Origin of the sequence: Halomonas caseinilytica (genome assembly GCF_001662285.1) — a bacterium.
Lineage (GTDB): Bacteria > Pseudomonadota > Gammaproteobacteria > Pseudomonadales > Halomonadaceae > Halomonas > Halomonas caseinilytica.
Genome location: NZ_BDEO01000005.1, coordinates 73,008 through 86,212, shown reverse-complemented (window position 1 = coordinate 86,212; position 13,205 = coordinate 73,008). Strand labels below are relative to the sequence as shown.

Annotated in this window: 13 protein-coding genes; 6 read left to right on the top strand and 7 right to left on the bottom strand. The window is 65.0% G+C overall.

Features of this window, described 5'->3' with window-relative positions; translation table 11 throughout:
- Nucleotides 1–40 precede the first annotated feature (40 nt).
- The 3 genes from HSDC_RS06040 to dctP all read right to left on the bottom strand — a co-directional run bounded on the left by HSDC_RS06040 (nt 41) and on the right by dctP (nt 3,070).
- Entirely contained in the window at nt 41–1,369 is a 1,329-nt protein-coding gene (locus tag HSDC_RS06040) for a TRAP transporter large permease (protein ID WP_064699046.1), read from the bottom strand.
- Entirely contained in the window at nt 1,366–1,869 is a 504-nt protein-coding gene (locus tag HSDC_RS06035; RefSeq protein ID WP_064699045.1) for a TRAP transporter small permease subunit, read from the bottom strand. The genes HSDC_RS06040 and HSDC_RS06035 overlap by 4 nt, the downstream gene beginning before the upstream one ends.
- Before the next feature lie 97 nt (nt 1,870–1,966).
- A complete protein-coding gene (gene dctP / locus HSDC_RS06030) occupies nt 1,967–3,070 on the bottom strand; it encodes a TRAP transporter substrate-binding protein DctP (protein WP_064699044.1) in 1,104 nt (367 codons plus the stop codon).
- A 318-nt stretch (nt 3,071–3,388) separates the two neighbouring features.
- On the opposite strand from dctP, the gene HSDC_RS06025 reads away from it, so the two are divergent.
- Genes HSDC_RS06025 through HSDC_RS06015 form a run of 3 tightly spaced genes read left to right on the top strand, consistent with a single transcriptional unit; the run spans nt 3,389 to nt 8,500 of the window.
- Entirely contained in the window at nt 3,389–5,563 is a 2,175-nt protein-coding gene (locus tag HSDC_RS06025; RefSeq protein ID WP_064699043.1) for a tRNA(Met) cytidine acetyltransferase TmcA, read from the top strand.
- A 32-nt stretch (nt 5,564–5,595) separates the two neighbouring features.
- Complete coding sequence (locus tag HSDC_RS06020; protein ID WP_064699042.1) at nt 5,596–7,065, top strand: aminoacyl-histidine dipeptidase; 1,470 nt, start codon at nt 5,596–5,598, stop codon at nt 7,063–7,065.
- Between the two features lie 10 nt (nt 7,066–7,075).
- Complete coding sequence (locus HSDC_RS06015) at nt 7,076–8,500, top strand: DNA recombination protein RmuC (protein WP_064699041.1); 1,425 nt, start codon at nt 7,076–7,078, stop codon at nt 8,498–8,500.
- Nucleotides 8,501–8,691: 191 nt separating this feature from the next.
- Here HSDC_RS06015 and HSDC_RS06010 read toward each other — a convergent pair whose 3' ends face one another.
- Complete coding sequence (locus HSDC_RS06010) at nt 8,692–9,165, bottom strand: Dps family protein (protein WP_064699040.1); 474 nt, start codon at nt 9,163–9,165, stop codon at nt 8,692–8,694.
- Between the two features lie 170 nt (nt 9,166–9,335).
- On the opposite strand from HSDC_RS06010, the gene HSDC_RS06005 reads away from it, so the two are divergent.
- Both HSDC_RS06005 and HSDC_RS06000 read left to right on the top strand, forming a co-directional pair.
- Nucleotides 9,336–9,887, top strand: a complete 552-nt coding sequence (locus HSDC_RS06005; protein WP_064699039.1) for a hypothetical protein — start codon at nt 9,336–9,338, stop codon at nt 9,885–9,887.
- Nucleotides 9,884–10,243 carry a hypothetical protein gene (locus HSDC_RS06000; RefSeq protein WP_064699038.1) on the top strand — a complete coding sequence of 120 codons (360 nt, stop codon included), beginning with the start codon at nt 9,884–9,886 and terminating at the stop codon, nt 10,241–10,243. Before HSDC_RS06005 ends, HSDC_RS06000 begins: the two co-directional genes overlap by 4 nt.
- Here HSDC_RS06000 and HSDC_RS05995 read toward each other — a convergent pair.
- Nucleotides 10,240–10,671: an HIT domain-containing protein gene (locus tag HSDC_RS05995; protein ID WP_064699037.1), complete on the bottom strand. Its 432-nt coding sequence runs from the start codon at nt 10,669–10,671 to the stop codon at nt 10,240–10,242. The two genes, HSDC_RS06000 and HSDC_RS05995, sit on opposite strands and share 4 nt — an antisense overlap.
- Nucleotides 10,672–10,909: 238 nt before the next feature.
- On the opposite strand from HSDC_RS05995, the gene HSDC_RS05990 reads away from it, so the two are divergent.
- Complete coding sequence (locus HSDC_RS05990; RefSeq protein WP_064699036.1) at nt 10,910–11,041, top strand: entericidin A/B family lipoprotein; 132 nt, start codon at nt 10,910–10,912, stop codon at nt 11,039–11,041.
- A gap of 39 nt (nt 11,042–11,080) precedes the next feature.
- Here the strand turns inward: HSDC_RS05990 and HSDC_RS05985 are convergent, their stop codons facing one another.
- The gene (locus HSDC_RS05985) at nt 11,081–11,590 is read right to left on the bottom strand and encodes an acyl-CoA thioesterase (protein WP_064699035.1); all 510 of its coding nucleotides are present in this window, start codon (nt 11,588–11,590) and stop codon (nt 11,081–11,083) included.
- Nucleotides 11,591–11,722: 132 nt separating this feature from the next.
- On the bottom strand, nt 11,723–13,033 hold the full coding sequence (locus tag HSDC_RS05980) for a short-chain fatty acid transporter (protein WP_064699034.1): 1,311 nt from the start codon (nt 13,031–13,033) through the stop codon (nt 11,723–11,725).
- Nucleotides 13,034–13,205: the final 172 nt, after the last annotated feature.

The following is a 13,205-nucleotide window of genomic DNA, read 5'->3' as shown; positions in this document are numbered from 1 at the left end:
AGGCGTCGCAGCCCGCTGGCATGGCGGGCTGCGAGATCGTTCAGTGACCGAGCAGCAAGGTCGGCAGACCGGTCACCAGAGTGGGAAAGATGGCCATCAGCACACAGGCCAGCACGATCAGCGCGCAGAATGGAATCACGGCTCGGTAGAGATCGACGATCTCGACCCCCTGGGGCGCCACGCCCTTGAGGTAGAAGAGTGCATAGCCGAACGGCGGTGTCAGAAAAGAGGTCTGCAGCACCACGGCCACCATCACCACGAACCACAGCACGTCGATGCCCATCTGCTCCACGATGGGCAGCATGATCGGGAAGCTGAGCAGCACGATGCCGGTCCAGTCCAGGAACATGCCAAGCACGAAGACCAGAAAGAGCATCAGGATCAATGCGCCGGTGGTGCCGCCGGGCATGGCCATGACGACCTCGCTGATGACCTCCATGCCGCCACCGATCGAGAATACGCCGGTGAAGGCGGTAGCGCCAACCAGCACCAGCATCACCATGGTGGTGGTCTTGCTGGCTTCGATCAGGGTGCGATAGCAGGTCGAGAGCTTGCGGTCGCCGAAGATCAGGAAAAGTACGAACGCGATGGCCACGCCGATGGCCGAGGCCTCGGTGGCAGTGGCGATGCCGGTGAACAGTGACCCCAGGACGCCGAGGATCAATGTCATGGGGGGCAGCACGTACCGGCCGAGCATGCCCAGCAGTTCACCGGTGGAGACATCGGCGCGTTCCTCGGCGGGGACCGGTGGGCCGTAGGATGGCTTCACATGGCAGATGATCAATACGTAGAGGGCATAGAGCACGCCTAGCATGACCCCGGGCACCAGGGCGCCGGCGAACAGTGCGCCCACCGAGACCGGCGAGTAGCTGGCCATCAGAATCAGCATGATGCTCGGCGGGATCAGAATGCCCAGGCAGCCGCTGGCCATGATCACTCCGGTACTGAGTTCCTTGTTGTAGGAGTACTTGAGCATTGGCACCAGGGCGATCATGCCCATCACGGCGATGGAGGCGCCGACGATGCCGGTGGTGGCGGCGAGCAGCACCGAGACGATGACCACGGTGAGCGCCAGGCCGCCGCGCAGGTTGGCGAGCAGCAGGCGCATCGACTCGAACATCTTCTCGGTGACGCCCGAGTCGTTGAGAAAGCGTGCCATCAGCACGAAGAGGGGGATGGCCACCAGGACGTAGTTGTCCATGGCGTTGCCATAGATGTTGTTGATCAGAATACCCAGGGTATTGGCCCCTGGCCCCAGCCAGGCTCCGAGTACAGCGACGCCGCCCAGGACAAAGGCCAGCGGGTGGCCCATGAACAGGCCGACCAGCAGGCCGCCGAACATGAACAAGGTGAGCATCTCGGCGCTCATGCGGTTTCCTCCCTGCGCACTTCCTGGATGGCTCGGATCACCACGGCGATGGCCTGGAGCAACAGCAGGACGGCGGTGACGACAATGACGGCCTTCACCGGATAGACGGGGATGGACACCATGCCGTAGGTGGTTTCGCCGCGGCTGAAGGAGCGCAGGAAGAAATCCCAGCCCAGGCTGAGCAACATCCCGATGAAGGGGACGAAAAAGAGCAGGTAACCCAGGATCTCGAGTCCCGCCTGCTTGCGTCGTGACAGCAGGCGCTTCAGCACGTCCACTTCCACATGGGCGTGGTGGCGCAGTCCATAGGCGGCCATCAGCATGAAGTGGGCGCCGAACAGCATCTTGGTGACATCGAAGGCCCAGTCGCTGGGGCGCCCGATGAGAAAACGCATGGCAATGTCGTAGATCACGATCAGGGTGATCACGGCGAGCAAAGGGGCAATCAGGCGTCCGAATCCCTCATTGAGGGCATCGATGGTCCTGGCAATGGCATTCATGATGATGATCTCGGCGTCAGACGATATCGGCGTGGCCAGGCGCAGGGAGCGCCGTCGTCACGGCAGGGCGGGCCCCGAAGGGCCCAGCCGCTCCGTTTCACTGCTCCATGCAGGCCTCGATTTCCTCCAGGGAGGGCAGGTTGTCGGTGACTCGGCTCATGTTGTAGGGCGCCGAGATGTCGCGCCAGTTAGCGTAATGCTCCATGTAGCTGATCATGGAATGATAGATCTTGGCGTGCATCGGATCCTCGCAGGCGCCCTGCACGATCACCTCGTTGGTGATGTCCTGGATCTCGGCGAGGTCCTCTTCGGAGAGCTGGTTGATGGTGGTGCCGTCCTCGAGGAACTTCACCGTGCCTTCGGTCGACTGACGCTCGGACCAGGCCAGCGACCAGGCCATGGTGGCGTCCGCGGCGATCTTGAGCTTTTCCTGGGTCTCCTCGGAGAGCGCGTCCCAGGCATCCTGGTTGATCATCACGCCGAACACGCTGGCGGACTGGTGCCAACCCGGCGTCAGCCAGTAATCGGCAACCTCGTTGAAACCGGCCTTGTAATCCACGCCGGGGGTTGAGAACTCGGCGCCGTCGACCACGCCACGCTCGATGGCCTGATAGATTTCCCCTCCGGCGAGCGTGACCTGGGAGCCGCCCAACTTTTCCAGCACGCGTCCTTGGTCCCGGCCGGAGAGGCGCAGGCGCTTGCCCTCCAGGTCGGCGAGGCTCTCGATGGGCGTGCCGCCGCGGAAGCCGGATTCGTTATTGGTGATACCGTAGGGCAGATAGACCATGTTGTACTGGCCGTAGACTTCCTGATAGAGCTCGAAACCGCCCCATTGTTGAATCCAGTTCAGGTAGTCGACGCCATTGAACAGGCTGGTGGTGGTAGCCAGCGGCGAGAAGGCCGGGCTGCGTCCCGCCCAGTAGCCGGGCCAGTCACCGGCGGCCTCGATACTACCGGTCTCGGTGGCGTCGAACACCTCGGTGCCGGGCATCAGGGTGCCGCCGGCGCGGAAGTTGATCTGCAGCTCGTCGCCGGCCAGCTGGTTGACCAGTTCTGCCCAGTGGCGGTCGATCTGGATGAGATCCAGGTTGTCCGGCCAGGTCGTGGTCATGGTCCATTCTTCCTGGGCCTGGACATGAGTCGCCAGCGTGGCCAGGGCAACGCCGGCGGCCAGGCTGGTGAGAGCGAAGCGTGTCATCATGTGGGACTCCCTCATGGGGTTGTTGTGGTTGTCGAGAAGAGACGCAGCAAAGAACGTTGCCATCCCGTGATATCCCCGACCAGCGGAACGGCGGCAGTCATCAAGCTAGCATGGCTTTTCCGCCGTGTTCGATGTCCACCATGGTCGTGTTCCACGCAATTTTGTGGCGACCGCACATGTCATTGATTCATGGAAAGTCTCGTAATATCAGTAGAATGAAGGGGTTTTGGCGTATCGAGTGCTGCGTTGCCGAAGTGCAGTCGAGCGTTTAATTCCCGAAATTCATTAGACCAAAGTTGATTTGTCCAGGAGATCGGCATGTCGCCCTTGCCCAGCCCCCACTTCCCGCCGGAACTGGACGAGTTCTGTCAGGCCCTTCGTCGGCATCGATGGCGCGGACTGGTCTGGCTACAGGGCGAGGCCGGGCGTTGTCGCGAACGGGCGTGGCGGCTCTGGGGAGATGCAAGATGGCAGGCTCCTCTCTGGGTTGCTCCCGAATCGCCGGACGGCATCGCGGCGTCGTCATGGCTTCCGGCGAGCAAGGCGCGGACCCGGCTGGGCGGGGAGCAGGACCTGATCGTCTTCGATGCGGCCTCTCCGGGCGCGGGGTTCGATCCCGAGGCATTCGGTGCCCTGTCCGGCACCTTGCGTGCCGGTGGCTTGATGGTGCTGTTGACGCCCACCGACTGGGGCGCGCGGCCCGATGCCGACTATGCTCGTCTGGCCGAGTATCCCTGGTCCCTGGAGGAGCTGTCGTGCCGATATCTGGCGCGCTTGTCGACCTTGCTGGCGGATGCGCCGGGCGTCGCGCGGTGGACCGATGCGGCATCGCCGGTGGTGCCGGTATTGACCGATGAGCCTCGCGAGGCGCCGACGTCGCCCGACGCTGCCTGCCTTACCCCGGACCAGGCCGATGCCGTGGCCCGGCTAGAGCGTCTACGGCGACGTCGGCCGCTGGTGATGACCGCCGACCGGGGGCGCGGCAAGACGGCCGCTCTGGGCATCGCCTGTGCCCGACTGCTGGCGCGAGGCATCGCCGTTCTGGTAACCGCGCCGCGTCCGGCTGCAGTGGCGGGGCTCTTCGAGCGTCTCGCAGCGCTGTGCCCCGAGGGCGTTCGCCAGGGCAATCGCTTCGCGACCGACAAGGGACACGTGAGCTTCCTGGCCCCGGATGAACTGCAAGCGCGAATCGAACGAGGCGAGGCCGGCGGGGCAGGCAGCTGGTTGCTGGTGGATGAGGCGGCAGCAATACCTGCCGGACTCCTGGGGAGCTGGCTCGAGGCCTTCCCGCGAATCGCCTTTGCGACGACCGTGCATGGCTATGAAGGCGCGGGGAGAGGCTTCGCGCTGCGCTTTCGAGAGAGGCTCGACCGCCTGGCCCCGGACTGGCGCGAATGCCACCTGGCCACGCCGGTGCGCTGGGCCGAGGGCGATCCTCTGGAGGCGTTGACGTCGCGCCTGCTGATGCTCGACGCCGAACCGGATGTCGACCAACCGGAGGCGGGCGTGCACTGGCAGCGCGAGGATCGCCGAGACCTGGCTCGCGACGAGCCGCGTCTGCGTGCCATCTTCGGTCTGCTGGTGCAGGCTCACTACCGCACCACGCCTGGCGACCTGAGGCGCTTGCTGGATGCGCCGGGAGGCCGCATTGCCAGCCTGTCGGGCGGTGGCGGGGTCGCGGCCGTCGCGGTCACCAGCGACGAAGGAGGCTTCGAACCGGTATTGGCAGAGCGAGTGGCGCGTGGCGAGCGGCGACCTCGTGGACATCTGCTGGCCCAGTCACTGGCAGCCCATGCCGGCGAGCGCGAGGCGCTGATGGCCCGATTGCGCCGTGTCCTGCGTATTGCCGTGGTGTCGCCATGCCGCCGCCAGGGCATGGGAGCGCAGTTGCTGGCGGCCGAACGGCGCGATGCCGAGTCGGATGGCATCGACCTGCTCGGTGCGAGCTTCGGCACCGACCCCGGCCTTCTGGCCTTCTGGCAGGGTCAGGGGTTTAGAGTGGTACGCCTCGGCCTGACCCGCGAGACCTCCACGGGCGAGCACGCCCTGATGGTGGTGCAGCCGATCAGCGCCAAGGGCGAGGCGCTGGCGACACGCCTGATGCATCGCTTCCATCGTCAGCTTCCGGCCCTGCTGGCTTTCGAGCTGGCCGAGCTCGAGCCGCTGGTGGCGCTGGCCCTGCTCGGCGAATGTCCCGCCGGGCCGCTGTCGGCGGAGGACCTTCGCGACCTCGAGGATGTGGCCCATGGGCATCGCGATCCGGCCATGGTGAGGCCGGCCGTGCAGGCACTGATCGGCTTCGTCGCTCCCCATGGCCAGGGCGATGACGCGCTGGCCATGCTGGCCGCCTGGGCCTTCCAGGGGCGTTCCGACGAGTGGCTCGCTCGACGGCTGTCGCTCAGCGGCGCTCGGCAGGTCGATGGCTGGCGGCGGCAGGGCATCGCCAGATGGCTCGATGCCGCCAGTCTTCCCAAGGGTGAGGACGGCCGGTAGAGTCTCCGAGTCAATCACGATACAGAAGCGCCATGAACGCACATCTCGAGCAACTCGCGCCGCGCCCGCTGTGGCGCCATTTCCGCACTCTGTGCAACACCCCGCGTCCTTCCGGCCATGAAGCGGCTCTGGTCGCGCACCTTGAGGCCTGGGCCGACGGCCTCGGCCTGCCGCATGATCGCGACGCTTTCGGCAACCTGCGCATCCGCAAGCCGGCCAGTCCTGGCCACGAGAAGGCGCCGGGCGTGATTCTGCAAGGTCACCTGGACATGGTCGCCCAGGCCAATGCCGATCATCCCCACGACTTCACCCGCGATCCCATCGCAACCCATGTGGTGGATGGCTGGCTGCATGCGCGGAATACCACCCTGGGCGCCGATAATGGCATGGGTGTGGCGGCGGCACTGGCGATCCTGGAAGACGACACGCTGGTGCATGGCCCGCTCGAGGCACTGTTCACCCTGGAGGAAGAGTCCTCGATGGGCGGTGCCTTGAACCTGGCGGAAGACTGGCTCGAGGGGGAGATGCTGCTTAACCTCGATTCCGAGGACCGTGGTCAGGTCTACATCGGTTGTGCTGGCGGTGCTGACGTGGTGGTCGAGGCGCAGTTGCCCACCAGCGCGGTGGGCGAGGATGAAACACTGGTGCGCCTAGCCCTGACCGGGCTGACCGGAGGCCACTCGGGTCTCGATATCGACAAAGGACGCGGCAACGCCAATCGCCTGCTGGTGCGGGCGTTGCGTCGCCTCGAAGACGTCGATGCACGCCTGGTCGACTATCAGGGGGGTACCCTGCGCAATGCCTTGCCTCGTGAAGCCTTCGCTACTCTGGCGTTGCCCGCCGAGGAAGTGGAGGCCGCGCGCACGCGCCTGGCAGCCCTGGAGCAAGAGTTGCGCGATGAACTGGCCGGGGTTGATGATGACCTGCGACTGACCCTCGAGCCAGGCGTCGCTGCCGACGGCACGGCTGCCCTGAGCCGTGAGGCCAGCCGCCTGCTGGTCAATGCCCTGCATGTAGCGCCCTGTGGTGTCGAACGCATGAGTACCGCCGTGCCGGGCGTGGTGGAAACGTCCAACAATCTCGGGGTGGTGAGTCTGGCAGACGGCCGCTTCCACCTGTGCGCACTGGTGCGCTCGCTGCGAGACAGTGCGCGTGCCGACATCGCCGATCGCTTTCGCGCGCTGTTCGAGTTGATCGGTGCCCGCACTCGGGTCGAGAACGCCTATCCCGGCTGGACGCCGTCCCCGGAGAGCCCGCTGCTGGCGCGTTTCTGCGCCCTGCACCGGGAGCGGCTGGGGGTCGATCCGGCCATCAAGGTGATTCATGCGGGCCTGGAGTGCGGCATCCTCGGTGCCAAGTATCCGGCCCTGGAAATGATCTCCTTCGGTCCTTTGATCCGTGGCGCGCATTCGCCGGACGAGCGCGTGGAGATCGACTCGGTTGCGGAGTTCTGGGACATGCTGCGGGCCCTGGTCGAAGATCTGGCGGACCCCAAGGCGTGAAGGAGAGGGCATGAACGAGGCATGGCTCGCGCCCGGTTGGGGGCTGCCGCTCGGGCTGGGCGTGCTGGCACTGGTGAGCCTGGCTTGGGGAATCGGCCAACGCCGCCGTCATGTGGCCGTCAGTGCCCGTCTGGCCGAACGCGAGGCGGCCGCGGCACGGCTCGAGCAGGAACTGACCCAGAGCGACGCCCAACTGGATGGCTGTCGCGAGCGGCTGGCCAGTGTCGAGGCGGCGCTCGAGCAGACTCAAGGGCAACTGGCCGAGCAGCGCGAGCGGGCGGCACGGCTGGAAACGGAACGTGAGCAAGCGGCGCTGCGCCATCGTGAGCAGCTTGCGCTGCTGGAAGACGCCCGCGAACGCCTCAAGGACGAATTCCACCAGCTCGCCGGCCAGGTCTTCGACGAACGCCAACGCACCTACAGCGCCCAGAGTCGCGAGAGCCTCGAAGCGCTGCTGAAGCCCTTCCGCGAGCAGGTCGACCATTTTCGTCGACGCGTCGAGGAGTTGCATGGCCAGGAGCAGCGCGAACGCGGCTCGCTCAAGGCCCAGCTGGATCAACTGGCCGGTCTCAACGCCAAGCTCGGCGAGGAAGCCGCCGGGCTGGCCCGGGCACTCAAGGGCGACCAGAAGGCGCAGGGCAATTGGGGAGAGCTGATTCTCGAGCGGGTGCTGGAGCGTAGTGGCCTGCGTCGCGACATCGAGTATCGTCGCGAGGTGACGCTGCACGACGAGCAGGGGCGGCGGCGTCCCGATGCGATCATCTACTTGCCGGAAGACCGCCATCTGATCGTCGATGCCAAGGTGTCGCTCAGCGCCTGGTCCCGAGTGGTCAACGCCGAGGACGAAACCGAGCGGGAAGTGGCGATGCGCGATCACCTGCAGTCGCTGCGCTCGCACGTTCAGGGCCTGGCGGCCAAGGACTATCCGGGCCTCTCGACGCTGCACTCTCCGGACTTCGTGTTCCTCTTCGTGCCGGTGGAGCCGGCCTTCGCGGCGGCCTTCGAACGTGATCCGACGCTGTTCCAGGATGCCTTCGACAAGCAAGTGGTGATGGTCACGCCGACCACCCTGCTGGCCAGCCTGCGCACCGTGGCGGGTCTGTGGAGCCTGGAACGCCAGAACGAGAATGCTCGTCTGATCGGCGAGCGTGCCGAGCGCCTGCTGAGCAAGTTCGGAGGATTCGTCGAGAGCCTGGAAGAGGTGGGGCGACACCTGGAGCGTGCCGGAGACAGCCATCGCCGCGCCATGCGGCGGCTGTCGACGGGACAGGGCAGCCTGGTCGCTCAGGCCCGGGAGCTGGAACGCTTGGGCGTGCGCATGAAGAAGCCGCTGCCCGATGACCTGGTGCGTGCCGCCGAGGGCGAGGCACCGGATGAGTCTCCCGAACACGACGCCGCCGCCCCGAAAGGCGGCGACGAGGATCAAGACCGCTAATGGTCGAGAGCGGATCCAGGGAAATCGTGTTCCCCGAACCTTTTGGGTACAGGAAGTGCTGATTTATGTCGTGAGCGACGATAAGTTGGCCGCCGCCGGAACGGAATAACCGCAGTTTACTGATCGTAAATGAGGATTATGAGTACCGCCGACGGTCAGGGTATCGAGCGCAACAATAAATCAGTGCTTCCTTAGCCGAGATAGGCGTTCAACATCCAAATCGTCTTCTCTTGCTCGCGGATGTAGTCGCTCACCTGGGAGGCGGTACCTTCGTCGTCGGCATCGGATGCCAGGGAGAGGATCTCGCGCTGCAGCTCGATCAGCGTCTGGTAACCCTTGACCACGCCACGCACGCAGGTCTCGCCGTCGTGGATATCCTTCTCTTCCTCGATGCTGGACAGCTTGAAGTAATCGCTATAGGCGTGCACCGGCTTGTGTCCCAGGGTCAGGATGCGCTCGGCGACCTCGTCGATCTTGGCCAGCAGGTCGGTATAGAACTCCTCGAACTTGGTGTGCAGCTCGAAGAAGTTCTCGCCTTTCACGTTCCAGTGATAGCCGCGAACGTTCATGTAGAAGATCTGATAGTTGGCCAGCAGGGCGTTGAGCCGTTCGGCCAGTTGGCTGGCACTGCCGGAATGCAGGCCGATGCTGTTGGTCTCGCTCATGCGAATGCCTCCTTGATTCGTGTTGGGCCAGTATAGGCGCCGGGGTAGTGACCGTTAAGCGAATTTCCTGCATGGACACCATAGCGCTGATTGATGACATGCGGGCGACGTTGCGGGGCTTCAAGAGGGTGGCGACTGCTAGACTGTCGGAAGACACCGAGGAGAGACGCATGGCTCGAGGAAACTGGCACGCCCTGTTGATAGCCCCGTTCGCGGTCCTGGCGGGCTGTCAGGCGACGCCCACCCGCATGCCGGAAGCCGAGCCGGCCCCCGCCGCTGCCTGCCATTGGCCGGTGGAGGCCGGCTCGCGCAGCACCACTCTGGCACGGGTGGTCGAGGTACTGGAGCAGCGCGATTTTCTGGTACGCGATACCGATACCTCGCTGGGGCTGGTCAGTGCCGAGCGTGCCGGCCGCACCCTCTATCATGATGCCGTCGACCCGGCACCCCGCCTGGGCGGTTTTCTGTTCGGCGGAAGCGGCGGTCATGTGGCATCCGGCGTGGGGCTGGGCATCGGCTTTGGTGGCGCGGGGTGGCCGTCCGAGGAAGCCACCCGGATCGAACGTGTCTCGGTGGTGGTCGGCGGCGAGTCGGTGAGGGTGTCGCGTGATGTTCAGCTGTACGACTGGCGCGGTCAGTTGCGGCAGTCGCGCACCGCCAGTGACGCGAATTTCTGTCGCGAGCTGCACGATGCCGTCGAGGCTGGGGAGGTATCGTCATGAGGCGCCGCTTGCTGGGGGGCGCGCTGATGCTGCTGCTGACGGGATGCGCGAGCATGGCACCGCCCGCCCCCGCCGAGCCTGTCACGGGGAACGTGCCAGGCTCGGTGGTCGACGTGCTGGATGAAGCCATGATCCTGCTGATGGAGCGTGGCTATGTGGTGCGCCATGCCGATGCCGACCTGGGACGTGTCGAGGCCGTGCTCGGGCGTTGGCCCGGTTACCGGCTGCGTCTCGAGGCGAGTCCCGCCGAGCGAGGCAGCCGGGTCGAGATGACGGCCCTGCGTGGCGGTCGTCCCCTGCCGCCATGGTTGCTCGAGCCCTGGCTGGCGACGCTGCGCACACGCCTGGAGAACTAGGCGGGTGCCTTCCAGTCGATGGCTTCTATTTCCGCCAGCAGACGATCGCGCAGGCTCGCCAGGGTGTCCAGATCATAGGGCGAGGCCTGACCGTGGCCCCAGACCGGCGCCGGCCAGGCGTCGTCGTCATGACGTCGCAGGATCACGTGCAGATGCAGCTGGGAGACCACGTTGCCCAGGGTGGCGATGTTGAGCTTGTCGCCCGTCAGACACTCCTTCAACACGCTGCCGGCCAGGGTCGCCTCCCGCCAGAGCTGGCGCTGGTCGGCCTCGTCGAGTTCGATGACCTCGGAGACGCCGGCACGGCGTGGCACCAGAACCAGCCAGGGGAAGCGGGCATCGTTCATCAGGCGTAGCTGACAGAGCGGGAGTTCGGTGATGGGGTAGGTGTCCTCGATCAGACGGGCGTCCGGTTCGAAATCTGGCATGTCGGGGCTCCTTGAAGTCGTTGGTACATGTGCAGCATGCCATGGCCATGCTGCAGGGGAATCAGGTCTGGAAAGCCGGGGTAGGGGGTTGTGCGGGATAGGGGCTGTGCGGGACCGCGCTTCCTGCTAGATTGAACGAGTAGCATCCCTTCCCGGAAACGCCGGAGGAGGCGGTATGGCGCCTGTGGCGCCGTTCGCCTTCCGCGTTTCCCTACCGAGCCGTAACAAGGAGAGCCCGATGAAACGGACCCTTTCTCTGATGATGATCACCCTGTTCACGCTGTCGCTGCTGGCCGGATGCAACACCGTGCGCGGTGTCGGTCAGGACATCGAACAGGGCGGCGAGGCCATCCAGGAGTCCTCTTCCTGACGCATGCCTCCACCATGGCCCGGCTTGCCGGGCCATGGTTCATTGCCTGGCGTCATGTGCCGCCTGGGTCTGACGCTCTTCCTCCTCTTCTGCCCGCTTGCGCAGCTTCTTGCGCAATGCGGCCTTCTCGTGGCGCAGCTGTTGCTCGGGCGTCTTCAACTCCAGAGGCGGCACGCTGGCGGGTTTGCCCGCTTCGTCCACCGCGACCATGGTCAAGTAACAGCTATTGGTGTGACGGATCAGCTTGTTCTGTATGTCCTCGGCTATCACCTTGATGCCGACTTCCATGGACGAACGTCCCACGTGGTTGACGCTGGCCAGGAAGGTCACCAGTTCGCCGACATGGATCGGCTGCTTGAAGCGTACCTGGTCCACCGACAGTGTCACGACATAGCTCCCCGAATAGCGGCTGGCACAGGCATAGGCGACCTCGTCGAGTTTCTTCAGGATGGCGCCGCCATGGACCTTGCCACTGAAGTTTGCCATATCGGGAGTCATCAGCACGGTCATGGTGAGTTCGTGCTGACCGGGCAGTGCATGTTCCGTCATTTGCAGGGTCTCTTGTGGAGGTTGCCCTCAGCATAACGCCTTGCCGCCGTAATGGGGACAAGGCGAGCCACACATATGCCATGCGTTGATTCATGGCGCCGGCTGCCGGGGCCAGCCGTCAATCCGGCGCCGCTAGAGCCAGGTCAGGCCGGCGGCGATGATCACGCCCGTCAGCAGCAACTGGACCAGGCAGAACCCCATGATGTCCTTGGCCTTGAGACCGGCGATGCCGAGGACCGGCAGGGCCCAGAAGGGTTGCAGCAGGTTGGTCCAGGCATCGCCCCAGGCCACGGCCATGGCCACGCGGGGAATGTCCACGCCCAGGGCCTCGGCGGCCGGCAGCATGACCGGCGCCTGCACGGCCCATTGGCCGCCGCCGGAGGGCACGAAGATGTTGACGATGCCGGCGCTGATGAAGGTCCAGAAGGGCAGCGAGGCTTCCGAAGCCATCGAGATCAGGGCGCCGGAGAGCGTCTCGGCCAGTCCGGACTGGACCATGATCGCCATGATCCCGGCATAGAACGGGAACTGGATGACGATGCCGGCGCCGCCCTTGATCGCTTCATGCAGGCTCTCGAGCAGGCTGCGGGGCGTGCGATGCAGAACGATGGCCAGGAACAGGAAGAGAAAGTTGACCACGTTGAGGTTGAGACCGCCACCACGCAGCACGAAGTGGTCGAGCAGGAACAGCAGCCCCGGAATCCCCACCAGCCAGGCCAGGGTCACGCTGTTCTCGAGACGCTCCGCTGGCCGGGTGATGCGCACGCGTCGTGTCTCGTCCTCGTTCAGCAGGCTCGGGTCGATATACACGCTGTCCTTTTCGTCGGGCAGCATCATGCGGTTGATCAACGGCATGGCGATGAACAGCACCACCACGATGCCGAGATTGAACAGCGAGAAGACGGTCTCGGAGGTGCCGATGACGCCGATCTGTTCGGCGGCGAAATGACCGTCGGTGGCGATGGTCAGGGGCACCGAGCCGGCCAGCCCTCCGTGCCAGACGATGAAACCCGAGTAGGCGCTGGCGACCAGCAGGCGATAGTCGACGCGGATCTGGCGGGCCAGCTCCTTGGCGAACAGCGCGCCTACCACCAGGCCGAAGCCCCAGTTGATCCAGCTGGCGGCCAGCGACACCAGGGTGACCAGGACGATGGCGGCGCCGGCGTTGTTGGCCAGGCCGGCCAGGCGTTGCAGCAGTCGCTTGACCGGGGGCGAGCTGGCCAGCATGAAGCCGGTGACCAGTACCAGCAGCATCTGCATCGAGAACGACAGCAGATTCCAGAAACCGTCGCCCCAGAAGCGGAGGACCGTCAGTGGCGTCTGACGTTCGACGGCGATGGCGGCGGCAGCGGCGATCACCGTCAGCAGCAGCACGAAAATGTAGGGGTCAGGGAGATACCGCTCGACCAGTTTGACCGCTGGACGCGACAGTGACTTGAGCATGGTGCTGGGCCTCATCTCGGGTCAGGGAAATACGGCTTGAATGACGGCACGTGCAAATCGCCATGCCGCACGGCGCTGGGAAACTCGCCTAACGGTTTGTTATGTCTCGCTTTCTGCGCGTCATTTGCTTTGCGCTTCACGACGCTCGGCTATTCAATCAGCCTTGCCATCG

What these genes read in the sequence shown, in the direction of transcription:
- HSDC_RS06035 (WP_064699045.1), bottom strand. Translation starts at nt 1,869, where the DNA reads ATGAATGCCATTGCCAGGACCATCGATGCCCTCAATGAGGGATTCGGA.
- HSDC_RS06020 (WP_064699042.1), top strand. Translation starts at nt 5,596, where the DNA reads ATGAACGCACATCTCGAGCAACTCGCGCCGCGCCCGCTGTGGCGCCAT.
- HSDC_RS06040 (WP_064699046.1), bottom strand. Translation starts at nt 1,369, where the DNA reads ATGAGCGCCGAGATGCTCACCTTGTTCATGTTCGGCGGCCTGCTGGTC.
- HSDC_RS06015 (WP_064699041.1), top strand. Translation starts at nt 7,076, where the DNA reads ATGAACGAGGCATGGCTCGCGCCCGGTTGGGGGCTGCCGCTCGGGCTG.
- HSDC_RS05985 (WP_064699035.1), bottom strand. Translation starts at nt 11,590, where the DNA reads ATGACGGAACATGCACTGCCCGGTCAGCACGAACTCACCATGACCGTG.
- dctP (WP_064699044.1), bottom strand. Translation starts at nt 3,070, where the DNA reads ATGATGACACGCTTCGCTCTCACCAGCCTGGCCGCCGGCGTTGCCCTG.
- HSDC_RS06000 (WP_064699038.1), top strand. Translation starts at nt 9,884, where the DNA reads ATGAGGCGCCGCTTGCTGGGGGGCGCGCTGATGCTGCTGCTGACGGGA.
- HSDC_RS06010 (WP_064699040.1), bottom strand. Translation starts at nt 9,165, where the DNA reads ATGAGCGAGACCAACAGCATCGGCCTGCATTCCGGCAGTGCCAGCCAA.
- HSDC_RS06005 (WP_064699039.1), top strand. Translation starts at nt 9,336, where the DNA reads ATGGCTCGAGGAAACTGGCACGCCCTGTTGATAGCCCCGTTCGCGGTC.
- HSDC_RS05995 (WP_064699037.1), bottom strand. Translation starts at nt 10,671, where the DNA reads ATGCCAGATTTCGAACCGGACGCCCGTCTGATCGAGGACACCTACCCC.
- HSDC_RS05980 (WP_064699034.1), bottom strand. Translation starts at nt 13,033, where the DNA reads ATGCTCAAGTCACTGTCGCGTCCAGCGGTCAAACTGGTCGAGCGGTAT.
- HSDC_RS05990 (WP_064699036.1), top strand. Translation starts at nt 10,910, where the DNA reads ATGAAACGGACCCTTTCTCTGATGATGATCACCCTGTTCACGCTGTCG.
- HSDC_RS06025 (WP_064699043.1), top strand. Translation starts at nt 3,389, where the DNA reads ATGTCGCCCTTGCCCAGCCCCCACTTCCCGCCGGAACTGGACGAGTTC.